The organism is Natrinema sp. DC36 (genome assembly GCF_020405225.1).
GTDB lineage: Archaea > Halobacteriota > Halobacteria > Halobacteriales > Natrialbaceae > Natrinema.
This window is the reverse complement of record NZ_CP084472.1, coordinates 1306967-1332566: the sequence shown is the minus strand read 5'-3', so window position 1 is coordinate 1332566 and position 25600 is coordinate 1306967. Positions and strand designations below refer to the sequence as shown.

The 25600-nt window shown below is 64.0% G+C and carries 30 protein-coding genes; 14 read left to right on the top strand and 16 right to left on the bottom strand.

The features are described from left to right. Positions 1 to 17: 17 nt before the first annotated feature. Complete coding sequence (locus LDH74_RS07210; protein WP_226041841.1) at positions 18 to 1484, bottom strand: RtcB family protein; 1467 nt, start codon at positions 1482 to 1484, stop codon at positions 18 to 20. 117 nt (positions 1485 to 1601) lie between these two features. Then, positions 1602 to 2033, bottom strand: a complete 432-nt coding sequence (locus LDH74_RS07205; protein WP_226041840.1) for an archease — start codon at positions 2031 to 2033, stop codon at positions 1602 to 1604. A gap of 178 nt (positions 2034 to 2211) precedes the next feature. Between LDH74_RS07205 and LDH74_RS07200 the strand changes: the two genes are divergently transcribed. The 4 genes from LDH74_RS07200 (at position 2212) to bcp (ending at position 5476) form a co-directional block, all read left to right on the top strand. Beyond that, on the top strand, positions 2212 to 2688 hold the full coding sequence (locus LDH74_RS07200) for an N-acetyltransferase (protein WP_226041839.1): 477 nt from the start codon (positions 2212 to 2214) through the stop codon (positions 2686 to 2688). A gap of 122 nt (positions 2689 to 2810) precedes the next feature. Next, the gene (gene priS, locus LDH74_RS07195) at positions 2811 to 3986 is read left to right on the top strand and encodes a DNA primase small subunit PriS (RefSeq protein ID WP_226041838.1); all 1176 of its coding nucleotides are present in this window, start codon (positions 2811 to 2813) and stop codon (positions 3984 to 3986) included. Then, positions 3983 to 4894: a hypothetical protein gene (locus LDH74_RS07190; RefSeq protein ID WP_226041837.1), complete on the top strand. Its 912-nt coding sequence runs from the start codon at positions 3983 to 3985 to the stop codon at positions 4892 to 4894. Before priS ends, LDH74_RS07190 begins: the two co-directional genes overlap by 4 nt. 108 nt (positions 4895 to 5002) lie before the next feature. Then, a complete protein-coding gene (gene bcp / locus LDH74_RS07185; protein WP_226041836.1) occupies positions 5003 to 5476 on the top strand; it encodes a thioredoxin-dependent thiol peroxidase in 474 nt (157 codons plus the stop codon). A 35-nt stretch (positions 5477 to 5511) separates the two neighbouring features. On the opposite strand, the gene LDH74_RS07180 is transcribed toward bcp, so the two are convergent. Next, positions 5512 to 5838 carry a HalOD1 output domain-containing protein gene (locus LDH74_RS07180; protein WP_226041835.1) on the bottom strand — a complete coding sequence of 109 codons (327 nt, stop codon included), beginning with the start codon at positions 5836 to 5838 and terminating at the stop codon, positions 5512 to 5514. A 234-nt stretch (positions 5839 to 6072) separates the two neighbouring features. Between LDH74_RS07180 and LDH74_RS07175 the strand changes: the two genes are divergently transcribed. Then, positions 6073 to 6246: a hypothetical protein gene (locus tag LDH74_RS07175; RefSeq protein ID WP_226041834.1), complete on the top strand. Its 174-nt coding sequence runs from the start codon at positions 6073 to 6075 to the stop codon at positions 6244 to 6246. Positions 6247 to 6358: 112 nt separating this feature from the next. On the opposite strand, the gene LDH74_RS07170 is transcribed toward LDH74_RS07175, so the two are convergent. From LDH74_RS07170 to LDH74_RS07155, 4 genes are all read right to left on the bottom strand, one after another. Continuing rightward, the gene (locus tag LDH74_RS07170) at positions 6359 to 6541 is read right to left on the bottom strand and encodes a hypothetical protein (protein ID WP_226041833.1); all 183 of its coding nucleotides are present in this window, start codon (positions 6539 to 6541) and stop codon (positions 6359 to 6361) included. 2 nt (positions 6542 to 6543) lie between these two features. Continuing rightward, positions 6544 to 6930 carry a cupin domain-containing protein gene (locus LDH74_RS07165; RefSeq protein ID WP_226041832.1) on the bottom strand — a complete coding sequence of 129 codons (387 nt, stop codon included), beginning with the start codon at positions 6928 to 6930 and terminating at the stop codon, positions 6544 to 6546. Between the two features lie 186 nt (positions 6931 to 7116). Continuing rightward, a complete protein-coding gene (locus tag LDH74_RS07160) occupies positions 7117 to 9378 on the bottom strand; it encodes a CDC48 family AAA ATPase (RefSeq protein ID WP_226041831.1) in 2262 nt (753 codons plus the stop codon). After that, positions 9375 to 9623 (bottom strand): Hsp20/alpha crystallin family protein, encoded by a 249-nt coding sequence (locus LDH74_RS07155; RefSeq protein WP_226041830.1) that lies wholly within the window; start codon positions 9621 to 9623, stop codon positions 9375 to 9377. Before LDH74_RS07155 ends, LDH74_RS07160 begins: the two co-directional genes overlap by 4 nt. Before the next feature lie 237 nt (positions 9624 to 9860). Between LDH74_RS07155 and LDH74_RS07150 the strand changes: the two genes are divergently transcribed. Continuing rightward, on the top strand, positions 9861 to 10658 hold the full coding sequence (locus LDH74_RS07150) for an alpha/beta hydrolase (RefSeq protein ID WP_226041829.1): 798 nt from the start codon (positions 9861 to 9863) through the stop codon (positions 10656 to 10658). Positions 10659 to 10699: 41 nt separating this feature from the next. Here the strand turns inward: LDH74_RS07150 and panB are convergent, their stop codons facing one another. After that, a complete protein-coding gene (gene panB / locus LDH74_RS07145) occupies positions 10700 to 11512 on the bottom strand; it encodes a 3-methyl-2-oxobutanoate hydroxymethyltransferase (RefSeq protein WP_226041828.1) in 813 nt (270 codons plus the stop codon). A gap of 115 nt (positions 11513 to 11627) precedes the next feature. Between panB and LDH74_RS07140 the strand changes: the two genes are divergently transcribed. Further along, the gene (locus LDH74_RS07140; RefSeq protein ID WP_226041827.1) at positions 11628 to 11861 is read left to right on the top strand and encodes a DUF5822 domain-containing protein; all 234 of its coding nucleotides are present in this window, start codon (positions 11628 to 11630) and stop codon (positions 11859 to 11861) included. A gap of 30 nt (positions 11862 to 11891) precedes the next feature. Here LDH74_RS07140 and LDH74_RS07135 read toward each other — a convergent pair whose 3' ends face one another. From LDH74_RS07135 to LDH74_RS07125, 3 genes are read right to left on the bottom strand one after another with little or no spacing between them, the layout of a single operon-like run. Further along, a complete protein-coding gene (locus tag LDH74_RS07135) occupies positions 11892 to 12431 on the bottom strand; it encodes an HAD hydrolase-like protein (RefSeq protein ID WP_226041826.1) in 540 nt (179 codons plus the stop codon). Positions 12432 to 12482: 51 nt separating this feature from the next. After that, positions 12483 to 12899, bottom strand: coding sequence for a hypothetical protein (locus LDH74_RS07130; RefSeq protein ID WP_226041825.1), 417 nt, complete (start codon positions 12897 to 12899; stop codon positions 12483 to 12485). 55 nt (positions 12900 to 12954) lie between these two features. Continuing rightward, positions 12955 to 14079 carry an acyl-CoA dehydrogenase family protein gene (locus LDH74_RS07125; RefSeq protein WP_226041824.1) on the bottom strand — a complete coding sequence of 375 codons (1125 nt, stop codon included), beginning with the start codon at positions 14077 to 14079 and terminating at the stop codon, positions 12955 to 12957. Positions 14080 to 14453: 374 nt separating this feature from the next. On the opposite strand from LDH74_RS07125, the gene LDH74_RS07120 reads away from it, so the two are divergent. Next, on the top strand, positions 14454 to 15611 hold the full coding sequence (locus tag LDH74_RS07120; RefSeq protein WP_226041823.1) for a hypothetical protein: 1158 nt from the start codon (positions 14454 to 14456) through the stop codon (positions 15609 to 15611). 12 nt (positions 15612 to 15623) lie between these two features. Here LDH74_RS07120 and LDH74_RS07115 read toward each other — a convergent pair whose 3' ends face one another. From LDH74_RS07115 to LDH74_RS07105, 3 genes are all read right to left on the bottom strand, one after another. After that, entirely contained in the window at positions 15624 to 16535 is a 912-nt protein-coding gene (locus LDH74_RS07115; protein WP_226041822.1) for a dihydrodipicolinate synthase family protein, read from the bottom strand. A 114-nt stretch (positions 16536 to 16649) separates the two neighbouring features. Beyond that, complete coding sequence (locus tag LDH74_RS07110; protein WP_226041821.1) at positions 16650 to 17330, bottom strand: helix-turn-helix domain-containing protein; 681 nt, start codon at positions 17328 to 17330, stop codon at positions 16650 to 16652. Between the two features lie 376 nt (positions 17331 to 17706). Continuing rightward, a complete protein-coding gene (locus tag LDH74_RS07105; protein WP_226041820.1) occupies positions 17707 to 19017 on the bottom strand; it encodes an HAD hydrolase family protein in 1311 nt (436 codons plus the stop codon). A 306-nt stretch (positions 19018 to 19323) separates the two neighbouring features. Between LDH74_RS07105 and LDH74_RS07100 the strand changes: the two genes are divergently transcribed. Further along, the gene (locus LDH74_RS07100; protein ID WP_226041819.1) at positions 19324 to 20448 is read left to right on the top strand and encodes a glucose 1-dehydrogenase; all 1125 of its coding nucleotides are present in this window, start codon (positions 19324 to 19326) and stop codon (positions 20446 to 20448) included. Continuing rightward, the gene (gene gfcR, locus LDH74_RS07095; RefSeq protein WP_226041818.1) at positions 20445 to 21104 is read left to right on the top strand and encodes a transcriptional regulator GfcR; all 660 of its coding nucleotides are present in this window, start codon (positions 20445 to 20447) and stop codon (positions 21102 to 21104) included. Before LDH74_RS07100 ends, gfcR begins: the two co-directional genes overlap by 4 nt. A gap of 71 nt (positions 21105 to 21175) precedes the next feature. Here gfcR and LDH74_RS07090 read toward each other — a convergent pair whose 3' ends face one another. Next, positions 21176 to 22138 carry a transcription initiation factor IIB gene (locus LDH74_RS07090; RefSeq protein WP_226041817.1) on the bottom strand — a complete coding sequence of 321 codons (963 nt, stop codon included), beginning with the start codon at positions 22136 to 22138 and terminating at the stop codon, positions 21176 to 21178. 162 nt (positions 22139 to 22300) lie between these two features. Here LDH74_RS07090 and rnhA point away from each other — a divergent pair, with 162 nt between their 5' ends. Beyond that, positions 22301 to 22894 (top strand): ribonuclease HI, encoded by a 594-nt coding sequence (gene rnhA, locus LDH74_RS07085; protein ID WP_226041816.1) that lies wholly within the window; start codon positions 22301 to 22303, stop codon positions 22892 to 22894. Positions 22895 to 23381: 487 nt separating this feature from the next. Continuing rightward, positions 23382 to 24017, top strand: coding sequence for a rnhA operon protein (locus tag LDH74_RS07080; RefSeq protein ID WP_226041815.1), 636 nt, complete (start codon positions 23382 to 23384; stop codon positions 24015 to 24017). Here the strand turns inward: LDH74_RS07080 and LDH74_RS07075 are convergent. Then, positions 24014 to 24373, bottom strand: a complete 360-nt coding sequence (locus tag LDH74_RS07075; RefSeq protein ID WP_098726897.1) for a PadR family transcriptional regulator — start codon at positions 24371 to 24373, stop codon at positions 24014 to 24016. The two genes, LDH74_RS07080 and LDH74_RS07075, sit on opposite strands and share 4 nt — an antisense overlap. A gap of 205 nt (positions 24374 to 24578) precedes the next feature. Here LDH74_RS07075 and LDH74_RS07070 point away from each other — a divergent pair, with 205 nt between their 5' ends. Together LDH74_RS07070 and LDH74_RS26440 are read left to right on the top strand one after the other, a co-directional pair. Continuing rightward, entirely contained in the window at positions 24579 to 25109 is a 531-nt protein-coding gene (locus tag LDH74_RS07070; protein WP_226041814.1) for an inorganic diphosphatase, read from the top strand. A 248-nt stretch (positions 25110 to 25357) separates the two neighbouring features. Continuing rightward, positions 25358 to 25492, top strand: coding sequence for a hypothetical protein (locus tag LDH74_RS26440; protein WP_255680959.1), 135 nt, complete (start codon positions 25358 to 25360; stop codon positions 25490 to 25492). Positions 25493 to 25600: the final 108 nt, after the last annotated feature.

Below are 25600 nucleotides of genomic sequence, written 5' to 3'. Positions count from 1 at the left end.
TAGACGGTGTAACCCAATCAGCCCTTGATGTTACACACGGGGAACGTCCGCGCAACTTTGTCGCCGATGCCGAGTTCGTCGGAGACCCGGACGACCTCGTCGACGTCCTTGTAGACGCCCGGCGCTTCCTCGGCGATCGTCGCGCCGGACTGGGCCTTGACGTAGATCGCCTGCTGGTCCTCGAGGTCCTGCTGGACGTCGCCGCCCCAGAACTCGTTTTTGGCCTGCGTGCGGCTCATCAACCGACCCGCACCGTGAGCGGTCGAGCCGAAGGTCAGCTCCATCGAGTTCTCGCCGCCCCGGAGGACGTAGCTGCCCGCGCCCATGCTCCCGGGGATGATCACCGGTTGGCCGACGTCCCGATAGGCTGCTGGAACCTCGGGGTGGCCGGCTGGGAACGCCCGCGTGGCCCCCTTGCGGTGGACGTAGAGTTCGCGTTCGTCGCCGTCGTCGTTCACCGTGTGCGTCTCCTTCTTCGCGATATTGTGGGCCACGTCGTAGAGTAGCTCCATCTCCATCGACTCCCAGGATCGATCGAAGACGCGCTCGAAGACCTGCCGCGTGCGGTGCATGATCAGCTGCCGGTTGACCCACGCGAAGTTGATCGCCGCGTTCATCGCGCCGTAGTAGTCCTCGGCGAGCTGTGATCCCGCGGGCGCGGCCGCGAGTTCCTTGTCGGGCAACTGGTCCAGCAGCCCCTTGTGTTGCTGCTCGATCTTCCGCAGGTAGTCGTTGCAGGTCTGATGGCCCAGTCCGCGGGAGCCACAGTGGATCAACACGACGATCTGGTCCTCCTCGAGTCCGTAGGCCTCGCCCACGCCCGAATCGAAGACGTCGGTCACTCGCTGGACCTCGAGGAAGTGGTTCCCCGAGCCCAGCGAGCCGATCTGGTTCTTCCCGCGGTCCTTGGCCTTCTGGCTTACCTTCTCGGGATCGGCCCCCTCGCGCATCCCCTCATCCTCGCAGTGGAGCAGGTCCGCTTCGACGGCGTGGCCGTTCTCGAGCGCCCAGTCGACGCCGCGGGCGAGGATTTCGTCGATCGTCTCGACGCCGGCTTCGACGATTCCGCCGCCGCCGAGACCTGACGGGATATTGGCGAAGAGGGAGTCGACGAGCTCCTCCTCGTGGCCCCGTACCTCGTCGTAAGTCAGGTTCGTCCGCATCATCCGGACGCCGCAATTGATGTCATAGCCGACCGCTCCCGGCGAAATGCAGCCGTTTTCGGCGTCGAGGGCACCCACCCCACCGACCGGGAAGCCGTACCCCTGATGGGTGTCGGGCATACAGATCGCGTGGTTGGTAATTCCCGGCAGGTGCGTCGTGTTTTTGATCTGCTCGAGGGACTTGTCTTCCTGAATCTCCTCGAGCAGCGCTTCGCTCGCCAGTACCCGCGCCGGGACGCGCATGTCGCCCTCCTGGGGAATCTCCCAGACGTACTCGCGCACCCGCTCGAGCGTGATGCCGTTCGCGTCAAACGTGGTCATACGCGAAACTCGGACCGCAACGACGAAAACTATTCGTCTCCCGCGTCGCGAATTGCGGGTTTCCGGATCGGGGTCCGCCTGACAGTCGGTTCTCGCGTCGCCGGAGCAGCGGACCAGTTAGACGTCGAAGACGACGTAGGCTTCCCAGCGGTCGTCGGTTCGCTCGAGGCGCATCTCCGAATACGTCACGGCCTTCACTTCTCGAGCGTCGACCGCAGAGAGCGGAATTCCGCGTGCGCTGGCCTCGAGACGGAACGCCTCGGAACCGTCGGACGACTCGGTGAGTTCGATCGACTCGACGCGATGGTCGACGGGGAGTTCCACTCGCGTGTCCCGCAGGTAGATCAGTTCGTCGAGGAAATCGAACAACAGCGCCTCGCGGTTCTCGGCGGTCACGGTCACCGAAAACCGATCGCCGGCCTCGTCCGGAATCTCGTCGCACGAGGCTGCCGCGAGACCGTCGGCTACCGAGCCGAAAACCGCCTCGAGCGACTCGCCGGTCGCCGAGACCGCGATATCGGCCGTATGATCGCGGAGTTCGAATCCCATGTCGAATCGGGATTTTGCGGCCGGCCCCCTATGTCCGTCGTTTCGGGCGCATCGCCCGCAGTTTCTTCTTGTCGAAAGTCACGTTCAGGAGAAACTGCCGGCGAGTACGTTGCCGTCTGACGTTCCGGAGCGTTGACTGCCGGTGGAATTATATTGACGACGATGGTAGGCTGTGATAGTGAGCGTCAACATCGACAGTCGCGTCGTCGCCCCGGGGAGCGACGATTACGTCGACGAAGCCTGGCAGCTAAAGGAGGAGATCAATCGTCAGGAGGATGTGCTCAAACAGCGGTACGACTTCTTCACTGATGCGTATCGCCGGTCGAAGGTACACTGTTACGTCCAAGACAGCGATCTCGTCGGATTCGCCGCCGTTCGACGCGACGGGTACATTCTCTTTCTGGCCGTGGCCCCCGAATTCCGCGGCCAGGGCGTCGGCAAACGACTCGTCGCCCACGTCGCGGAGGACCACGATACGATCACGTGTCACGCCCGGACGAGCAACGAAAACGCGTTACAGTTCTACGAGTACCTCGGCTTCGAGATTAAACGGCGGATCGACGACTATTACGAGGACGGCGGCGACGCCTACTACCTGAAACTCGGCTCGGACGTCGGAATCGCCGATCGGATTTCCGACCTGATTCGGCGGTAACGAGCGGACCGGTTGCAAACGAGACCCGGTTTGCGTTCGGTTTTTACTCGCCGTTCACGCAGGCTCGATTGCCGCTTCATTCGGCAGGATTATACACCCCCACCGACGACTACTCGAAGCGTATGGAGGAGCGAACGAGGGCCTATCTTCGGGGGCGATTCCGCGATCACTACCGGCGAACGGAGATCACGCCGCCGCCCGCGGCCAACGAACGCGAGTGGGGGTTCATCCCCTGGACGGACGGCCCCGATACGACGATGGTCCGCCACCGTTCGCTCCTCGAGTTGGGCGATCTTTCGGAGTTTCTCGTCCGAAAGCGCCCGCGACACGTGTATTTCTCCGCGGGGCGATTTCGGGATCCCGGCGCGGGCTCGATGAGCGAGAAGGACTGGCAGTCGGCCGATCTCGTCTTCGATCTCGACGCCGACCACTTGCCGAGCGTGACGCTCGGCGAAGACACGTACGCCGAGATGCTCGCGAAGTGTAAGGACGCCCTGTTTCGACTGCTCGAGTTCCTCGAGGACGACTTCGCGTTCGAGGACCTCGAGATCGTCTTTTCGGGCGGCCGCGGCTATCACGTTCACGTCCGCGACGAGAACGTCCTGCACTTAGAGCGGGAACACCGGCGCGAAATCGTCGACTACGTCCGCGGCATCGGCCTCGAGTACGACGAACTGATTGAGACCGAGACCGTCGCGGGACTCGGGCGAAAGACGCCGACCGAACGCCGCACGCTCCGGATCGAGGGTGGCTGGGGGGCCCGGACGCACGCCCACTTCATGGAGTTCGTCGACGAGCTACTGGCGTTAGAGGACGACGCCGCCCTCGAGCGCCTACGGGAGTTCGACGGCATCGGCGAGGGGAAGGCGGCAGCCACGCTGAACGCGGCCCGCAACAATCGGGAGCAGCTCGAGGCCGGTAACGTGACCGTCCACACTGCAGTCGCACAGTTGGCCGAACGGTTCGCGAGTCGGGCCGTCGAGCGGGACAACGCGCCCATCGACGAGCCGGTCACCACCGACACCAACCGCCTCATTCGCCTGCCCGGGAGCCTCCACGGCGGGAGCGGGCTGAAAACGGTCCGCCTCGAGCGCGACGAGATCACAGACTTCGATCCGCTCGTCGACGCCGTCCCCGAGACGTTCACGGGCCACGAGATCACCGTCGACGTCACTGACGGCGGCGAAATCGAACTCGGTGGGGATAGCTTTACGGTCTCGGAGGGAGACCAGTCACTACCCGAGTACGTTGCCGTGTTCCTGATGGCACGCGGCCGCGCCGAGAAGGAGAAAGAATGAATCTAGACGAGTTGCGTTCGGTCCAGAGCAAGGAGCGTCAGAAGGATAGCCTCCAGAATCTGCGCCCCTCGTTCTACCAGGAGGTCGGCGACTACATCGCCGACCTCGAGGACGAACGCGATCGCGCCGCCGAGCAGTCCGACGACCCCTTTTCCGCGCCCGAGGTCGGCCGGCTGACAGACGAGATCGAGACCGCCAAGGACGTCGTCGAGGCGATCTACGAGCGACGGATGGGAAAACTCGTCAAGCAGGCCAGCCTCGCCGCGGCCGGAATGGCGGCCGACGACGACGGGCTGACGGCGGAAGAGGCCGACCTCTTCGACGATCTCGTCGACCGAATCGGCTCGAACAAGACGCGCGTCCTGGACGTCCTCGAGGGCGTCGAAGGCGACGCAGCCGGTTCGGGGACCGACGCGCCCGTGGCGACCGATGCCGGACCGACACCGGCCGGTGAGTCCGGCGATCCGGCGGACCAGCCCGGAGAACAGTCATCCACCGGTCCCGCCGCCGACGTGGATCCGGGAACGGACGACTCTGGCGGTGTCTCCCCCGCGGACGTCATGGGCGGAGAGGGGCTGGGCGGAGATGGTCCACCGGCCGGGGAGGCGGACCGAACCGATGAGAACGACGCTCCGGATCCGACGGACGCCCGGCCGGAGCAGTCCGCGGCCGGTCCCGATTCGGCCGTCGACACCGATTCGGAAACAGGAGGGCCGACAGCGGAGTCAGGGGCCGACGGGCAGGCCGACGACGTCGATCGCACGACCGTCAGAATCACCAGTGATATCGGCGACATTCTCGGCGTCGACGACCGCGAGTATACACTGAGCAGCGATGACGTCGTCACGCTCCCGGAGCAAAATGCCGCCCCCCTCATCGATCGGGAGGCGGCCGAGCGCCTCGAGTGAGCGCTCCTCGAGCCCACTGTGATGATCGGCTTCGTCTCGACGACTCGCGCCTCGCGGATCACGGTGTGAAATCGCAATGCATACATTAGCGCTCGCTAACTCCCGTGCATGCTCGATGTCGGCGACGAGGCACCGGAGTTCGAACTGCTTAACCAACACGGCGAGACGGTCAGACGCTCCGATTTCGAGGGGCAGCGACTCGTCGTCTACTTCTACCCTCGTGCCAACACGGACGGCTGTACGACCGAGGCCTGCGGGTTCAACGACGCGCTCTCGCAACTCGCGGACCGGGACGCCGCGGTCGTCGGGATCAGCGACGATCCGGTCGACGACCTCACGGAATTCGCGGCCGACTACGACCTCGAGTTCGATCTGCTGTCCGACGAGCTCGGCGAAGTCGCGACGCTGTATGACTCCTACGGCGAGAAACGGATGTTCGGCAACACCTTCGACGGCGTCTTCCGGAACACCTACCTCGTGGATTCGGACGGACGGATCGAAGCGGTGTACGAAGGGGTCTCCCCAGACGGCCACGCAGACGAGGTACTGGCAGATCTCGAGCCGGTCGACGTCACGCACTGAACGGAATCGGTCGTGCCGCCGGTCGTGCTATCGTCTCATCGAACCGACTCGGAGGATTCGCTCGGCCCGAAAACGCGCACGTGTCCGCTGTTCGTGATCCGAAGCAGGTACTCGCCCAGCGAGAGTTCGACGGTGACATCGCCGGCGCGTTCGGTCCGAGTAACGAGCCGATCGAGGGCCTCCGGGTCGACGTGATCGTACAGCGTGAATCCCAGTTCGGTCGTACAATCGATCGGATCGGTATCGAGGGCGGCCGAGATCGCGTAGACGGCCGCGATACTGGGCGGCGTCCCCTCGTCATAGGTGCGTTCGGCGAGCACCGGCCGGTCATCGTCCGCAGGGTCACGATCTGGACCGGACATTATCTGCGTTCCCTCCCGCAGCGCACCCGTCGGTCATCGGTCGCGGAATTTCGGTCGATCAGTGGTCCACCCATTGCCAGTGGTACTCGAGTAGTTACCTCGAAACTTGGCCTTGAATAGGAGAGTTCGGTCGACGTACCCCCTCTCAAAAATACCTAGCAATCAGTCGATACGTCACCGGGGTCGGATCGATCGCTCGGCCGACTGCTGCTCGCCGATCGGGAGACGCTCGTGTTGAGCGCGCTGACGGACGGTCTGGTCCCGAGCGAGACGTCCGAAACCGGGATCTGGGCCGGCGAACGCGGTCACGGGGTCGTGACGTGGTTTCGGTACGTCCTCGAGTGGCGACTCGCAATCTGTGTGTTCGAAACGGACACCGCCGGTCAACCAAAGGGATCCACCGTCTGATGCGAAACCTGCGAGGAGTGATACTGCTCGGAGGGGTGACTTCGTCGGTGCAGTAATTCGGAGTAGTTCGGGACGCGTCCTGAAAACGGAGTGACTGCACGCCTGTTGACCGTCAGCAGAAGTACACCCAGAACTCGTGATCGGCTGAACACTCGACGGTCGTATGGTCGCCGTAGAGTGCGACGGACCGTCTCACTTCCAGCTCGACATCCTCATCGGGAACCGAGACGGTCGTTTCCCGCTCGCAGTACGGACACGGTATCGTCGCCGTCTCCCGGTGTTGCGGTATCGCCATCGTTATTCGTCCATCTTAGCCGCCATATGCTCGAAGACCGCCGTGTGCTCTTCGTGCGGGCTAAACAGGATGAACTCCGTGTCTTCGTCCACCCAGAGCGTGTGGCCCGGCGGCCAGTAAACGAGATCTCCGGCTTCGTCGACCTCCTCCGAATCATCGGCATACCGAACGGAGATCGCTCCGTCTATCACGTACCCCCAGTGGGGACACTGGCACGTGTCCTCCTGAAGTCCCTCCAACAGGGGCGTGAGATCGGTTCCCGCGCTCACGCGGAAGTGTTCTGCGGCCAGGCCATCGTATTCGGTTGCCGCCCCGAACCCCGCCTGATGTTGGATTTTCGCGTCCGGCGTTTCCATAACGACCGTCAGTTCCTCTTTGGATTGATGCATTGTAATCGGCTCGCGTTCCGCTAGGAGAGCTACGAGCGAACGGAATATGTAGGCACCTCGTGGTACGCTGCCAGTCGCTGACCGCCGTGCAGACGATGACCGGCGATCACCGACTGCAAGCGGGGACGATTACTCGCAAAGAAGAATTGCTATTCGCGGACCGAACGACGGCTGGGGCCGTCGACCTTACTGGAAGGTGCGGCCGAGCTGTTCGTCTTGGCCCGGTTCGGCCTGCTGGAACTCCTCTTCGAGATCCTCGTATTGCTCCCGGGTTTCGGGGGCGACGCTCGGGTTGACCTCGTCGAGGGCGTGCTCGAAGTGGTCGCGACTGATGCGGACGTTCCCGATCGTGTCGGCCATCTCCTCGGGGTCGACCGAGTTGATGAACTCGCGGCTAGCGGCCATCGAGGCCTCGCGGCAGACCGCTTCGATGTCGGCACCGACGTATCCCTCCGTCCGCCCGGCGAGCCACTCGAGGTCGACCGAGTCGGCCAGCGGCTTGTCGCGGGTGTGGACCTCGAAGATCGCCTTGCGAGCGTCCTCGTCGGGGACCGGCACGTGGACGTGGCGATCGAGTCGTCCGGGACGGAGCAGGGCGCTGTCGATCAGGTCCGGTCGGTTGGTCGTGGCGATCACGACGACGTCCTCGAGTTCCTCGAGCCCGTCGAGCTCCGTCAGGAGCTGGGAGACGACGCGTTCGCCGACGCCGGAGTCACCCTGACGCTGACCGCGTTCGCCCGCGATCGAATCGATCTCGTCGAAGAAGATCACGGTCGGTGCGTTCGACCGCGCCTTCTCGAAGACCTCGCGGACGCCCTTCTCGGACTCCCCGACGTACTTGTTCAGCAGTTCGGGGCCCTTGATCGAGATGAAGTTCGACTGGGCCTCGTTGGCGACGGCCTTCGCGAGCAGGGTCTTCCCCGTGCCCGGCGGGCCGTACATGAGGACGCCCTTGGCGGCCTGCATGTCCATCTGCTCGAACACCTCGGGGTAGTCGAGCGGCCACTGGATCGTCTCGCGCAGTTGCTCTTTGGTCTCGCCCAGTCCGCCGACGTCGTTCCAGGTGACGTCGGGGACTTCGACGAAGACCTCGCGCATCGCCGAGGGTTGGATGCCCTTGAGCGCGTCCTTGAGGTCCCGCTCGGTCACTTCGAGTGACTCGAGGATGTCGGCGTCGATCTCCTCGGACTCGAGATCGAGTTCGGGGCGGATGCGACGGAGCGCGTTCATCGCGCTCTCGCGGGCCAGCGACTCGAGGTCGGCGCCGACGAAGCCGTGCGTGTTCTCGGCGTATTGATCGAGGTCGATCCCCTCGTCGAGGGGCATCCCGCGGGTGTGGACCTGCAGGATCTCCTTGCGGCCCTCCTTGTCGGGGACGCCGATCTCGATCTCGCGGTCGAAGCGACCGCCGCGCCGGAGCGCGGGGTCGATCGCGTCGACGCGGTTGGTCGCGGCGATGACCGTGACGCGACCCCGTTCCTCGAGGCCGTCCATCAGGCTGAGCAGTTGGGCGACGACGCGTCGTTCGACGTCACCGCCGGCCTCTTCGCGTTTGGCGGCGATGGAATCGAGTTCGTCGATGAAGACGATCGCGGGAGCGTTCTCCTCGGCGTCCTCGAAGACCTCCCGGAGCTTCTCTTCGCTCTCGCCGTAGTACTTCGACATGATCTCCGGGCCGGAGATCGTCTCGAAGTGGGCGTCGATCTCGTTAGCGACGGCCTTCGCCATCAGGGTCTTCCCCGTGCCCGGCGGGCCGTGCAGGAGGACGCCTTTCGGCGGCTCGATGCCCAGCTGTTGGAACAGCTCGGGGTGGCGCATCGGCAGTTCGATCATCTCGCGGACCTGGTCGAGTTCGTCGTCCAGACCGCCGATGTCCTCGTAGGCGACGTTCGGAACACCCTCCGCGGACGTCCCGGTGCCGGACTGTACCTGTTCGGCGGGCGTCTCGGAGATCTCGATACTCGTCGAGTCCGTGATGACGACGGTGCCCGACGGCGAGGTGCTCGCGATCTTCAGCGGGACCGACTGGCCGGAGCTGGCCATGGGCCCGAACGAGAGCGAGAACGGTACCGTCTGGCCCTCGGTGACGGCCTGTCCGCTCAGTTTGTCGCGGACGAGCGGCCCGATGTCGCCGCGGATTCGCAGGTTCTGTGGCAATGCCACGGTGACCGATTTGGCGGGTTTGACGTCGGCGGGTTCGATAGTGACGTTGTCATCGATCCCGACGTCGGCCTCCTGGCGCAGGCGGCCGTCGATTCGGACGATTCCGCGCCCCTCGTCTTCGGGGTAGCCGGGCCAGACGCGAGCGACAGCCTGTGCCTCGTCCTTGCCCTTGATGACGATGTAGTCCCCGTTCTCGAGGTCGAGTTCGTTCATGGAGACGCGGTCGATCGCGGCCAGTCCGCGACCGGCGTCCTTCTGTTTGAGTGGTTTGACGGTAAGTTTCATCGTTCCTCCTCCAGTTCGACAGTGAGCACGCCGTTTTTGATAAACGTGTGCGGATTCTCGGTCGTGTCGGGAAGTTCGATTTCGTACTGATCGTCGGCGAGGACGACGATAACCGTGTCGTCGACGACATCGACCGAGGCGTCGGCCTCTTCGGTACCGAAGTCGACGGCCATCACCGTGCTATCGTCGTATTCGTACCGGCGAGCCACCTGCCCCTCTTCGGGGGTGAATTGTTCGAGAGTCATGCTTTAACTAACCCAAGGTAAGTGCTGCTACTATATAAGCATTTCGCCGATAGACCGCATGAGGGCAGCGTATCGGATGGGAAACCGATTGTTCGTAGTTCACAGTGCGATCCCCTTCGGTCACGCTATCGGGATGACAGCACTCGATTGGTTCGGAACGGACATATTTTCGTTGCTGGCGTGCTCCGGTCGACGCCGAATCGAGTCTTTATACCCGTCCCCGGTGTGCTATCGCGTATGGAAACGGTAGCACATCACGGTCGGGAGACGGCATACGACGTCGTCGACCGGGGCAGCGACGGACCGCCCATCTGTTGTATCCACGGGAGCGGCGGGTCCCACGACGTCTGGGACGGGCAGCGACCGCTCGCGGACCACGCGCCGCTCGTCACGGTCGATCTCAGCGGCCACGGTGAGTCGGATGACATCGACGCCAGCGCGGGGTACTCGACGCTGTCGGCCTACGCCGACGACGCGCTGGCCGTCGTCGAGGCGACCGACGCGGCGGTCCTCGTCGGCAACTCCCTCGGCGGTGCCGTCGTCCTCCAGATCCTGCTCGAGCGCGAGTTCGATCCCGCGGCGGCCGTCCTGACGGGGACCGGCGCTCGACTCGGCGTGCTCGAGGATCTCCTGGCGTGGCTACGGTCCGATTTCGAACGCGCAGTCGAATTCCTCCACGGGCCGGATCGGCTCTTTCACGATCCCGACTCGGGCCTTCGCGAGCGATCGATGAACCGGATGGACGACACCGGCCAGGCGGTCACGCGCCGGGACTTTCTGACCTGCCACGAGTTCGACGTCCGCGATCGCGTCGGCGAGATCGACACTCCCACGCTCGCGGTGTACGGAGAGTACGACCAGTTGACACCGCCGTGGTTTCACGAGTACCTCGCCGACGAAATCGACGAGGCCGGACTCGCCGAGATCGAGGACGCCGCACACCTGGCGATGATCGAACGGCCGTCCGCGTTCAATACGGTCGTCGACGACTTCCTGTCCGAGATCGACGGTGACCGAAATCGAGACTGGTACTGAGAATCGGCTCGAGGCAGCCATCGGGCCGAGGCGGCGACGGATCAGTAAATGTCCTCGAGATCGCTCTCTTCGTGACTGTGTTCGTCGGCGGGGAACTCGCCGGACTCGACCGCCGAGACGTACTCCCCGACCGCGGATTCCATCTCCTCGCGGACGTTCCCGAACCGTTTCGAGAAGGAGGGCGACCACTCGCTGAGGCCGATCGCGTCGTCGACGACGAGCACCTGTCCGTCGCAGTCCGGGCCGGCACCGATCCCGATCGTCGGGATGTCCAGCGCCGCGGTCACGTCGGCCGCGAGGTTGGACGGGACGTGCTCGAGGACGAGCGAGAACGCACCGGCGTCCTCGTGAGCCTCGGCCAGTTCCAGGATGCGCTCGGCTCCTTCCCGATCCGTCCCCTGCCGCGGATAGCCGCCGTACTGGTTGACGTGCTGGGGCGTCAGTCCGAGGTGGGCCATCACCGGAATCCCGAGCTGGACCAACTTCTCCGTGAGGTCGACGGTGTGAGGCCCGCACTCGAGTTTGACCGCGTGAGCGTCGGCCTCCTTGAGCATCCGGCCCGCGTTCTCGACGCTCGCCGCCTCGTCGACCCCGATCGAGAGGAACGGCATGTCGGCGACGACGAGGGCGTCGTCGGTCGCGCGGGCGACCGCGTCGGTGTGGCGAGCCATGTCATCGACGGTAACCGGGAGCGTCGTCTCGTACCCCAGATTGGTGTTTCCGAGGCTGTCGCCGACGAGGATGATGTCGACGCCGGCCTCGTCGACGACCGCCGCCGTCGGCGCGTCGTACGCCGTCAGCATCGTGATCGGCTCTGCACCGGCCTTCGCTCTGAGATCCCGCACGGTAGGCATACCCATAGCTTGGCCGCCGAGAACTAAACTGCGTTGTTCTTCCGTCGGTGACGGTCGAGCGTCCGCTGGGGCCGCATTCGCGGCGCTTAAGGGGTCTCGGTTGCCATACTCACGCGTGCCAGAACCCGTCGAAACGACCTCGCCCGACGGCGTCGATTACGGCTGGGTGATGCAGACGACGTTCGTCGCCACCATCCTGGTCGGCGCGCCGGTCGTCGTCCTGCTGTCGACGGCGGCGCCCCTTCCGACGTGGGCCGACCGGGTCGAGTTCGCGATCCGAGTCGGTGCGCCCGTCTGGTTAGTCACGTCGATCGTCGTCTTCGCCTACGCGAAGCGGACGCAGACGTAACGGGCTCGAGTCGCTTCTCGAGCCGAACGCTCACACGCCCGATGGCCCCTCGCCGACGTACTCGAAGTCCATTCCCGCCCGTTCTGCAGCGTGTCGATCGCGTGCGGAATCACCGATGAATAGCGCCGCCGCCGGCTCGACCTCGAGCGCTCGAACCGTCGCGAGCAACGGTTCCGGATCCGGTTTCCACGTGTCGACCGTATCGCGACCGACGACGGCATCGACCGCGTCGTCGAGCGCGTGCTCGTCGAGCGCGATCCGACACGCTCGCTCGCAATTGAGCGAACAGACGCCCGCCGGCAGCGACCGCTCGAGTAGTTCGTCCGCGTGGGCGAGCCGAGCGGAGGTCCGCGCCCCGTCGTGTTCGTGGGCCGCGATAGCGGCCTCCACCTCGTCGGCCAGCCCCGCGTCGTCGGCGACCTCGAGCATGTCCCAGAGCCCGTCGCTCGGCGGTTCGACGTTCGCGGAAGCGTACACTTCGCGGACGTCGACGGCGACGGCGTCCCAGTCGACGTCGAGATCGACGAGCGTCCCGTCCAGATCGTAGACGATAGCCTCGTAGGCGGTCATACCTCCCGTTAGGTGTGACGGACGATTAGTGGCTTCGGTCGTTATCTCGACTTAGTCGAAACTCGAGGCACCGATCCGGGGCCAGATCACGTGGCGAACGACGGCTATCAGTGACGAACCCCACATGAACGCGATGGCGAAATGCACGAACGTCCCGATGTACGCCGCCGGGAGCACGATCCAGAGGAGAACCGCCACTACTCCGAGTCCCACCATCCCCACGATCGTCGTCACCACGTCGCTCTCGAAGCCGAGCTGCGCGTCCTCCAGCGTGAGAGTCACGATCGCTCCGATGAGCGTTCCGCTCCCGACGGCCGCGGCCGTTGCTTCGATCGAGACGATTTCTCGAGCGTGAGTTGGAACGAGGAGAAGCAGCGTCAGTACGGCCGTATACAGGAGTTCACGGAGCGCCCCTGATGCCCCGTCCGAATCGCTCGTGAGTGAACTGTTCGATCGGCTGTCATTCATATTGAATGTGCCCCTCCAAAGCATAAAAGAACTGTCGCGCTGATCCACAGTTAGGTTACTCGAGCAGTTCCCGAGCGATCACCGTCTTCTGGATCTCCGTCGTCCCCTCGTATATTTCGGTGATCTTCGCGTCGCGATAGAGCCGCTCGACCTCGCCCTCGGTTACGTAGCCGTAGCCGCCGTGAATCTGGACCGCCTCGTTCGTCACGAACATCGCCGCCTCGCTCGCGAAGTACTTCGCCATGCTCGCCTCGAGCGCCGCGCCGCCGGCCGCTCGCTTTCGGGCGGCGTCTCGAGTCAGCAGGCGCGCGGCCCGAATTTTGGTTGCCATCTCGGCGAGTTTGTGCCGGATCGTCTGAATGTCCGAAATGGGGCCGCCGAACTGGTCGCGCTCCTGGCTGTAGGCCAGCGCCTCGTCGAGCGCACACTGTGCGAGGCCGACGGACTGGGCGGCGATGGCGATTCGACCGCCGGTGAGGATGTGAAACGCGGCCGAGAGCCCCTTCCCCTCCTCAGTCAACCGGTTTTCAGCCGGAATCCGAACGTCGTCGAAGGTCAGGCTGGTGGTGTCGCTCGCGCGCAGACCGAGTTTGTCCTCTTTTTCGCCAACCGAGAGGCCGTCCACGTCGGCCGGAACGAGAAACTGCGTCACCGTCGACGGATCGTCGCGATCGGTCTTCGCGAAGAGGACGTAAACGCCCGCGCGCTCGCCGTTCGTGATCCACTGCTTTTCGCCGTTGATGACGTATTCGTCGCCCTTGCGTCTCGCTTCCGTCGACATCTCCGCCGGATTCGAGCCCGCGTGTGGCTCCGAGAGCGCGAAGGCACCGACCGGCCGCCCGTCGGCCATCTCGGGCAGCCAACGTTCCTGCTGCTCCTCGCTCCCGAACTCGGCGAGACAGGAGGTCGCGAGCGAGTGGACCGACAGCGCCGTCGCGACCGAGAGCATCCCATACGCGACTTCCTCGTTGACCACGGCGGCCGTCACCGGATCCGCCTCGTAGCCGCCGTACTCCTCGGGGACCGTTAGCCCCGTCAGATCGAGGTCGGCGAGGCCGTCCCAGACGGCTTCGGGGAACTCCTGCTCCCTGTCAGCCTCGAGCGCTGTCGGCCGAATCTCTTCGCTGGCGAACTCTCGGACGGTCTCCCGGATCGCCGCCTGTTCGTCGGTGAGCGTCATACCCCCACCCACGAGGTCGTCACACAAAGGAACTCACGTCGGAGCGGCCTGCGCCGCGGCCATCCCTCGGCCGTGAGACGGAATGAGTCCGCCTCGAGTCCGCCTCGAGTCTGCTACGAGTCCGTTCTCGTGGACGCTACGTTCGAGTTGGAGTCGCCGATCCGGCGGTATAGTAGTCACTGAAACGATTCACACGCTGGTCGCATCGCTGTCACGCGATCAGGTGTGTATTGACTTTCAGTGACTACTATAGCCTCGCGATCCCGCCGAACGGGAGGGCCGCGATACGACGGTGTTCGCCGACTTTCCTTCTGGAACGCAAATATGTCCATCAGCCAGAAATACTATATATAGATACTGTCTCCTCAAGAAGGATGGGAGAGGATATTTCACGGCGAACGCTTCTTCGAAGCGGTAGCGCAGGATTGGCCGCGGTCAGTTCCGCGGGATTGGCCGGCTGTACGGGAAGCCTCCCGTTCCTCGGCGACGAGGAAGACGGGAGTTCCGGGCCGCCGGTCGGAAACTGGCTCACCGCGCCGGCAGTTACCGACCTTCTCGACACGGAAGCGCTGACCGAGCAGTACACCGATGGAACGGTCGACTCATCGGAGGAGACCGATCGGCGGTTCAACGCCGTCGTTCCCGACGCGGTCTTCGAGCACGAGGAGGAACTCGTTGTATACTGGCCCCTCGAGAGGGGTGCGGCTCATCGGAGCAGGGCCGGCGTTGCCGCGACCGACCTCGACTGGGACCTCTCCCAGACCGTTACCTGGGAGTTCGAGGTGAGCTACACGCGACAGACCTGGGACGGAACGACGACCCAAACGGAGACGGTGGAGTCGTCGATCGAGTACGGATTCCTCGCCGGCTCCTTCGATCCCGCGTCTATCGAGGAGAATCTGCAGGACTGGGTCGACGACGAGTACACCGAGGACGACGAACTCTCGAGCGAGGGAGACCACGAAGGATACGAGTTGTACGCGATCGAGAACTGGGCCTTCGGTGTCAGTGAGGGGTACGTCGTCCAGGCCAACGGTGGGAGCTACCTCGATGCGGTCGGCGCCGTCGAAGCGGCCATCGACGCAAACGCGAGCGCGAGCGGACGGTGGTCCGAGACGGACGACGGCGGGGCGATGCTGGGCGAATTCAGCGCCAGACACATGTCCAACGGGAGCGTTCACGCGCCTCGAACCGTCGAGACTGAACTCGAGCGCCAGTACGGCGACCCCGACAACATTCCCGACCGGCAGCGCCAGGAGATCGAAGACCGCATCGAAGACCAGTTCGATGACTGGGAACGAGGGCTAACGGGGACGGCGACCACCTACGAGTTCGACGGCGACACGTCCGAATTCACCGAGGTGTTCCTCTACGACAGCGAGAGCGACGCGAACGCGGACGCCCTCAGCGACCACGTCGACTCCAACCGCGACGTCAGCGATCGCTGGGCGACCCTCCAAGATTCCTCGATTGACGAGAACGGGCGAACGCTGGTATTGAGCGGAACCGTTCGGACGCGGTCGCTCCTGTAGCCGCCGTCCACCTCAGAGGACGTCTATTTTTTCGAGCTGGGAGCGCATCTCCCGTGCGGAGTCGTCGTCCTTCAGCCGAAGCGGGCTCCGCAACGGGCCGGCGTCGAAGTCCCGCATCCGGAGTGCCGTCTTGACGCCGGACATGTACGCGCCGCCGGTCTTGAACGCGTCCCGAACGCGGAATATTTTGCTCTGGAGTTCGCGCGCTCGCTCCTCGTCGTCCGCGTCGTAGGCCTCGTAACAATCCACGACGAGTTCCGGGAACGCGTTCGCGACGGCGCTGACGAGTCCCGAGCAGCCGATCTCGAGTCCGGTGAAAAGCAGCGAGTCCGACCCCGCGAGGAAGGTCAGGTCGGGGTGGGCGTCGATCGCCTGCGCGAGCCACGGCACGTCCTTGCTCGAGTCCTTGACGCCCGCGAGGTTGTCGATTTCCGCGAGGTCAGCCAGCGTCTCGAGCGATAGCTCGTTGCCGGTCTTGCTCGGGATGTGGTAGAGATAGACTGGTAAGTCGACGGCCTCGGCAACCCGGCGATAGTGCTCGAGGGCACCGTCGTGGTCCAGCGGATAGTAGTACGGCGTCACGACGACGATGCCGTCCGCGCCGACGGATTCGGCGTGTTCGGCGTGGGCGACCGTCCGATAGGTACTGGGAGCGCCGACGCCGGCGATGACCGGCACGTCGTCACCGACTTCGTCGACGACCGCCTCGACGATCCGGTCGCGCTCCGGGCCCGAGAGCAGCGGGAACTCGCCGTTGGTTCCGAGCGGAAAGACGCCGTGTACCCCGCGATCGACGACGAACCGGGCGTGTGAAGCCGTCGTCTCGTAATCGACGGACTCGTCCTCCCGAAACGCGGTGACGGTCGGCGGAACGACGCCGCGAAGCGAGAGCGGGTCTGCGGCGCCGGGATCGTGATTCGACATGCAGGCCACTCCGTCGGGGACGGTCAAAAAACGCCTGCCGTCGTGAATCGGTCGGCAACTCGAACAGTCACCGGTCGCTAGACCTGATCGAACGACGCCCGCCGACCTCGAGCGTCAGTCTGGCGTCGCCATCTCGCCCGACGGGCTGTCCAACTGCTCGCCCGCGAGGACGCGGTTCGCCCGACGGAGCCGCTCGGAGAGCGCCTGATGAGAGATGTCGAGTTCGTTCGCGAGCTCCTCGAGCGAGATTTCGCGCGGGACGTCGTAGTAGCCCTGCCGATACGCCTCGGCGATCGCCTCCTGCTGGGGCTCGGTCAAGGCCGCCGTCGTCTCGAGTTCCTCGTCCTGACCGGCCTCGACCATGCGTCTGACATCGACCCGGACGCCGCAGTCCTCGATGGCCGAGACGGCGTCCGAGAGCTCCTCGCGGTGGGGAAAGAGGAGCCGAAGCGTCCACTGGCCGTCGGTCACCTGCGCGTCGAGGACCGTCCCGCCGTCGGTGTAGACGCACTGACAGACGGACTCGACGGTCGCCGCGTACTCCAGGCGATAGAACAGTTCGCCGTCCTCGGTGCTCTCGAGCAGCCGTCGGTACTCGGCGACGGTCGGATCCGATTCGAGAGCCGTCTCGAGGTCGTCGCGGTCGACGTTGGAAAACCAGACGAGCGGGACGGTCCGGGTCGGCCCCTCCGCGACGACGCTTTCGACGCGGACGTCGAGGGCCGGTAGTTGCTGAAGGGTCTCTGCGAGTGCGAACTCGTCCGTCGAAAGCGAAAGTTCTGCGATCGTCGTCATTGGTGGGTCACCTCGTATCGCTGGCTCGAGTCCGGTCGGTGAACGGCGCCGCTGTCGTGGCAGTGTCGGGACTCGATACGTCTCCGGAGTATCAAGCCGATCCGCTCGGTGTCCGTCGCGAACGCCTCGCCCGTAGCGGCTGTAAGGCCGCCGTCGACAGCACGCTCGCTCGGATCGTGCTGGGAGAAGAAACGACTCGGATACGCTTGATGAGCGGGCCTTTGTATTCCGGCCGTTTAAGGGAGTGAGTCGGACCTGACGACGGTCAGAATCGCGTGACGGAACCGGAATTCCGACGGTATCGATCGGACCGCAATTCCGAACCGATGGCAGTTCGGATCGGGTGACACTGCACGCGCGAAACGGGAGCGATCGATCACCCGAGACGGGCCAGCCGATTGAGCGCGTACACCGTCCGGAGCACGTCGACGCTCTTCCCGCGATCGAAGACGAGTTCGTCCGTTTCGAGAACGTGCTGGAAGGTCTCCTGAGAGGCGTGTTCCGGGGCGGCCGCGATCCCGGCGTCGGTGTCGGCGACCCACTCCATCACGCGCAGATCGCTCTTGGAGTCGCCCATCACGAGCGCGAAGGGGTCCTCGACTCCGAGCACGTCGAGCGCGCGTTCGACGCCCACCACCTTGTTCAGCTCGAGGCTACCGATTTCGGCCGCATCGGCCTCGTAGTAGGCGACGTCGATCCGCTCGAGGGTCGCTGCGACCCGGTCGGGGACGTCGTCGACCGCCAGATCGGGGTACGCCCCTTCGCCCTCGAGGACCGACCTGATCTCGGGGTCCTGCCCGGCGTAGAAGGCGCGGGTCCAGTCGGTGATCGTTTCGTCGCCGGGTGTCAGCTCACTTTCGCCACCGGTGGCTGATTCCCCATTCTCACCGTTTACCTCCGTCGTCGCGTCCTCGAGCATCCGTCCGACGGCGTCGGCGAGCAGATCGATAAGATAGACCAGTGCCTCGTCGATAATGTCGCGAGCCTCCGCGGACCCGGTTTCGTAGTTGGGCTTCATCGTGACGTTGAACTCGTTGCCCTGGAGGTGACAGCCCCGCCGGAGTCTCTCGGGCGCCTCGGGGAGGACGCGCGATCGGATGTCGTCGAAGACGGTCCGAATGGACTCGTCGAGGTCCTCGTAGAGCAACTGCTTCGTGTCCGCGCCGTGGCCCGGCGTGAACACGCCCGTTCCCGCCTCGTAGACGATCGAGAGGTTCCCCGAGTGGACGATCTCGCTGCCCAGCCCCTGAATCGCGAACCCCTTGACGTTCTCTAAGGTCTGGCCCGTACAGATGACGATCGGGACGCCGGCCTCGTGGAACTCCGTCAGGAGGTGCAGCGTCTCCCGGGGGATCTCGTTGTCCGTTCCGCCGGCGGAGCGCAGCGTCTCGTCGACGTCGAGCACGAGGACGTTCACCGCGCGGCCGTACTTCGCCTCGAGGTCGAGCGCGGTGAAGGCCTGGTCCCGGGTCGCGCGGGCGGCGATCTCCGCGAACGTCTCGCCGGCCGCGAACGCCGACCGGATCTCGTCCTTGCGAGCCTCGAGTTCCTCGGTCGCCTCCTGCCAGTGCTCGAGCGCGACTCTGGAGTCGACCGCCGGGAAGACGTCGACGAACTCCTGGTACTCCCGCAGCGTCGCCGTGTCGTGCTCGTCGTAGAGCCGATAGACGAGATCGTACCGTTCCATGTGGACTACAGGCATGGGCGGACGGAAAACCGTTTCCGGTCGCAGTTGTTTCGGTCGCAGTTGTTTCGGTCGCAGTTGTTTCGGTCGCAGTTGTTTCGGTCGCAGTTGTTTCGGTCGCAGTAGTTTTGGTCGCAGTAGTTTTGGTCGCAGTAGTTCCGGTCGCGGTCGTTCCGGTCGCTTCGGTCGCAGTCAGTTCGCCGCCCGATCGATCCCGGCCGGACGGTCCCACGTCTCCGATATCCGAACACACCGATATTTACTCGATTAGGAATAAATATTTAACGTCACGGTTCCTACCGGGAGCCAATGAAAGCCATCGCAGTCCAGCCCGGGGCGGGTATCCCGGCGGTCGTCGACCGACCCGTTCCGGAACCCGCTCCCGGCGAAGCGCTCGTGCGGGTCTGTCGCGTCGGCGTCGACGGGACCGATTACGAGGTCATCGAAGGGAGCCACGGTGGCGTTCCGGACGGGGACGACCGGCTGATCCTCGGACACGAGGCCGTCGGCGTCGTCGAAGACGCGAACGGAACCGACCTCGAGGAGGGCCAGTGCGTCGTCCCGACGGTTCGCCGACCGCCCGCGGGCGTCGAGACGAACGACTACTTCGAGGCCGGCGAGCCGGACATGGCCCCCGACGGCGAGTACGTCGAACGCGGCATCGTCGGCGCACACGGATTCATGGCGGAGTACGTCACGAGTCCGGCCGATTGTCTCGTTCCGATTTCCGCCGAACTGGCTCCGTGGGGCTTTCTGGTGGAGCCGATCAGCATTACCGAAAAGGCGATCGAACACGCTCGCGCGACGCGCTCGGCGTTCGACTGGCGGCCCGAATCCGCGCTCGTCCTCGGCACCGGCTCGCTGGGGCTGTTGACCGCCGCGATGTTCGCGGAGACGCTCGACTACGAGCGAGTCTACTGTCTCGGCCGGAATGATCGGCCACACCCGACGATCGACATCGTGGAGCGACTCGGCGCGACCTACATCGACTCCCGCGAGACGCCGGTCTCCGAGATCGCTGGCGCGTACGAGCCGATGGACATCGTCTACGAAGCGACCGGCTACGCGAAACACGCCTTCGAATCGATCGACGCGCTCGCCCCCAACGGCGTCGCCGCCCTACTCGGCGTTCCCAGCGACTGGTCGTTCGAGGTCGACGGCGGCCGACTCCACCGCGAACTCGTGTTGCACAACAAAGCGCTGGTCGGCAGCGTCAACTCCAACCGCCGTCACTTCGAGCGGGCAATCGAGACGCTCTCGGGCCTTCCCGACTGGGTACTCGAGTCGATTGTCACCGGTGTCTACGGCCTCGAAGCCGTCGATCTGGCGTTCCCGGCAGCGACCGCGCGCGTCCCGGCAGCTGGACACGCATCGACGGTGGGGGAGGATGACGACACGACTATAAAAACGGCGGTCGAATTCGCATCTATATGAAAAACGTCGACGACTTAATCGAGAGCGCGGCCGAGCTCGCGGCCCGAGGTCTCTCGAAGGGCGAAATCGCGGACGAGCTGAACGTCTCCCGAGAGACCGCGAGCTGGCTCGTCGAGCGCAGCGGAACGACCCCACAGGCGACCGAACAACCGCCCCAGCGAACCGACGAAACCCCCGGTGCGAGCGGCCCACAGGACATCCACGTCGACTGGTCTGCGATCGGCCGGGACAGCAAACGGATGAGCGCCATCGCCTCCGCGATGGCCGACATGCTCGCCAAACACGGCGAAGACGTGGATCTGACGATCGGCATCGAGAAAGCCGGCGGCCCCATCGCGACGCTGGTCGCCCGCGAACTCGAGACGGACCTCGGAACCTACACCCCCGCGAAACACCAGTGGGAAGAAGGCGACATCGAGGAACTCGGCGGCACCTTCTCCAGGAATTTCGCCGGTATCCGCGATCGGGAATGTTACGTCGTCGACGATACCATTACCAGCGGCACCACCATGCGCGAGACGATCGAGGCGATCCGCGCCGAGGGCGGTAAACCGCTCGCCTGCGTCGTCATCGCGGACAAACAGGGCCTCGAGGAACTCGAGGGTGTTCCCGTCTACTCGCTCTTGCAGGTCATCAGCGTCGGCAAGGACGACTAGCCGAGGACGCGGTCGCTGGATCGAATACGCGACGCAATAAAATCGAGAGTGAATATCGAGTTCTCCTTCGACTACCCGTGAATGCCCATCGCTTCGATCTGCTCCTGATAGCGGTTCCGGATCGTCACCTCGGTCACCTGTGCGACGTCGGCGACCTCGCGTTGGGTCTTCTTCTCGTTGCAGAGTAGGGACGCGGCGTAGATCGCGGCCGCGGCGTACCCCGTCGGTGACTTGCCCGAGAGCAGTCCTTCTTCGGCCGTCTTCTCGATGATTTCGTTGGCCTTGGTCTGGACCTCTTCGGACAGTTCGAGTTCAGAACAGAAGCGCGGGACGTACTTTTTCGGGTCGACGGGACGCATCTCGAGGCCGAGTTCCTGCGAGATGTATCGATACGTGCGACCGATTTCTTTGCGTTCGACGCGCGAGACTTCCGAGATCTCCTCGAGGCTTCGCGGGATCCCTTCCTTGCGACAGGCGGCGTACAGCGCGGACGTCGCGACCCCTTCGATCGATCGTCCGCGGATGAGGTCTTCTTTGAGCGCGCGCCGATAGATGACCGACGCGACCTCCCGAACCGAGCGCGGGACGCCGAGCGCGGATGCCATCCGATCGATCTCGCTGAGCGCGAACTGGAGGTTCCGCTCGCCGGCGTCTTTGGTTCGAATGCGTTCCTGCCACTTGCGCAACCGGTGCATCTGGCTGCGTTTTTTCGAAGAAATCGAGCGGCCGTAGGCGTCCTTATCTTTCCAGTCGATCGTCGTCGTCAGCCCCTTGTCGTGCATCGTCTGGGTCGTCGGCGCACCGACGCGGGACTTTTCCTGCCGTTCCTGGTGATTGAACGCCCGCCACTCCGGGCCTGGGTCGATCTGTTCCTCCTCCACGACGAGCCCACAGTCTTCGCAGATGAGCTCTCCCCGGTCGGAGTCCTTGACGAGATTGTCCGATTCACACTCGGGGCAGGCACGTTCCCCCTCTTGTTCCTCGGTCTCGTCCGTCTCGCGCGTTCGCTCCCGCTGGCGGGTGGACCGTGTCATCGCACTTTTATAGTAGTCTCATTATGGTATATAAAGATTTGGGAGGTCGTTCCACCCGTTGCTCAGTATCGCTCGAAAACAGTCGATACGAGCGTTCACTCTCGAGTTTTACGAAACGGAACCGGAAAAGCTTTATCCGATTCTGGCCGATCACGGAGACGAATGCCGGTCATCGAGTGCGACGTCGAGGCGGCCCGCGAACGACTCGAGGAGGCGGGCGTCGCCGTCGACTCGGGAAACACTGACCACGAGCGCTGGCGAGCGAGCCGCGGCGGTGCCACGGCCGTCGCCTACGACGACAAGGTCGTGATTCAGGGGTCGGACCCGCGAGATATCGAGGCGCTGCTCCGCGAGAACGGCGGGCGCGCTCACGTCTACTTCGACGGCGGCTCCCGTGGCAATCCCGGTCCCGCCGGAATCGGCTGGGTGATCGTCACCGGCGACGGAATCGTCGCCGAGGACGGCGAAACGATCGGGACGGCCACGAACAACCAGGCCGAGTACGAGGCGCTGATCGCGGCGCTCGAGGCCGCGCGCGACTACGACTACGACGAGGTTCACGTCCGCGGCGACTCCGAACTCATCGTCAAGCAGGTCCGCGGCGAGTACGACACCAACAACCCGGAACTCCGCGAGAAGCGCGTGACCGTCCACGAACTCCTCCGCTCGTTCGACGAGTGGACCCTCGAGTACGTCCCTCGAGAGGCCAACGACCGCGCGGACGGCCTCGTGAACGAGGCGCTGGATCAGGCCTAGGATCGCTCAAGTCAGAGCAGGTACGTTTCTCATTCCGGACCGACCGTCCAGAGTGCGGTGGCGCGCGCTGGGCCGCGGTGAACTGCGAGGCCTGAACGAAGTGAAGGCCTCGATAATGTGAGCGGTGACCGCAGGGAGCCGCGAACCACCGGTGACCCGCGGTCCGAAGTCGTGCGAGGTCGTCACGAGTGTAGCGAGTGACTGCTTGGAAGACGCTTTGCGTCTTCCAGTGGATGAGCGAGAGAACGAAGTGAACGAGCGTTAGCGCGGGACCGACGGTCCCGCGAACCATCCGAACGGACGCGAAGCGTCCGTGAGGAGAAATCGGCTGGGGAGGGCGTGGCGATTCCCTGTTGCCACGATAGCAGGACACGTCGTTCATCGAACTCACTACCGAACACCCTGCTCAGTCAACAACTGGCTCTTCACCGCGCTCGCTCGGAGTGAATCAGCAAGGGGAAAACCATTCGAGTGCGTACGCTCCCCCATGACCGATTCGAACGCAGCCGACGCCGACGGTGCGGGCGACCAGCAGGGCGGAGACGGTCCCGATGCTCCGAACGACATGGAACTTCCCAGAGAGGCCGTCGACGAAGTCGAACGACTGACCCGCCTCGAGCGCACTGCGGTCGACGAAAACGAGATCGAGGCCTACGAGAGCCGACGCGACGAGCTTCTCGACGAACACGATTTCACGTCACGCATCCGTGACGATGACGGCGACGATGTCCTGGTACTCCATCCCGAGGAGTGGCACGAGGACGGCGTCATCCGAACCGATCGCATCGAGGACATCGACCGTGCGGTCGAGATTCCGCTCGAGGGAACCGAGAATCCGGACGACTGGGAGGCAGTCGACGAGCACAACCGCGACCTCGTCGCGGCGGTCAGAGCGGATCACGGCGACGTGCACGGCGACAACGCGGCGATGCTGGCCGATTTCGCGGGCAATCACTACGCGAAGCCGATGGATGAACTGACGGGCGACGAACTCGCGGAGTTTCAGTCAGAGTACGTCGTCAGGAACGCTTGGCCAACCGAAAAACAGCAAAATGTGTTGGCGGAGTCGATCGAACTCGTCTTCGAGACGGCAACCGAGCCGGTCCCGAAGCGCCAGTTCTAGTAGCTGTTCTCGACGATGTCGCGGATCTCGTCGGCGCGGTCGTCGCCCGTGACGACCTTCGAGAGGGACCACTGGATGCCGTCGAGGACGGCGTCGTAGCCGTCGTCGGTCAGCGAGTACTGGTTCGTTCGCTTGTCGAGTTCGCTCTTCTCGACCAGACCCAGATCGACGAGCTCGTCGAGGTTGGGGTAGAGCCGCCCGTGGTTTACTTCCGTCCCGTAGTAGTCCTCGAGCTCTCGTTTGATCGCCAGACCGTACATTGGCTCCTTGGCGAGGATGACGAGGATGTTGTTCTGGAAGGCGGTGAGTTCGCGTGCAATACTCTGTTCGCCGGTGATTGATTGTGCCTCTGACATACGTGTGCAAATGTTACCAGAGTATTTAAGACTTGTCAACTATCCCTTCGTATCAGCCGGTTGTACAACCTGCTACCGGCCACGACACCGCCGGATACGGATGCATGTGCTTGATTCGTGTCTCTTCGATATCTGGCAACCGTCACGTAGATGATGACACTCGATTACGAAAGTACTTTTTGATCGACCGTGAACTCTCAGATACATGGTCAACCTCTGGGAAGACCTCGAGACCGGACCGAATCCGCCAGAAGAGATCTACGCCGTCGTGGAGTGTCTCAAGGGCGAGCGAAACAAGTACGAGTACGACAAGGACGTTCCGGGCGTCGTCCTCGATCGCGTGCTGCACAGCAACGTCCACTATCCGAGCGACTACGGCTTCATCCCGCAGTCCTATTACGACGACGAGGACCCCTTCGACGTGCTCGTCCTCGTCGAAGACGCGACGTTCCCCGGGTGCGTTATCGAGGCCCGTCCCGTCGCGCTGATGAAGATGGACGATGACGGCGAGCAGGACGACAAGGTCATCGCCGTCCCGAGCGAGGACCCGCGCTACGACCACATCCAGGACCTCGACGACATCCCACAACAGGAACTCGACGAGATCGACGAGTTCTTCTCGACGTACAAGAACCTCGAGGAGGGCAAGGAAGTCGAGACGCAGGGCTGGGAGGACAAACAGGCGGCCTACGACGCGATCGAACACGCCCAGGATCTCTACGACGAGAACTTCTAGCGACGGACCGAACTGCAGTGCGATCTGCGTTGCGATCCGTTTTTTCTCGCGGGACGCTGAGAGGGAGTCTCGGAGACGGCCATCAATTCGGAATACAGGACCGAGGGAGACGATTGAGTCGAGAATTACGAACCGACCGGGTAGCGACGATACGCCCGCTGATTCCCGAGAGTAATCCGCGGCCGGTCGGCACATGCATTATGAGCATGGGTAATTTTATCCCCGCTCCTGACGTTACTATTCCGTGTATGGCAGCATCCAACTCCGCCGCGCGAACGTCTCCCTCGGCCGACGAGGCAGTCGAGGCCGCCGCCGGCATGGCCCATCCGACGGTCGTTCCGACTAACTTCGACCCCGAAGACTCGAGTGGACGCGAGGAGTGACGATTTCCCTGTCCCGGTTCAGTGATCGTCTGCCACGATCCCCTGTGTCACTACCGATCACTGACATCCCCGGCGGCTGACTACCGGATTTCCCACAGCCGTCCATCG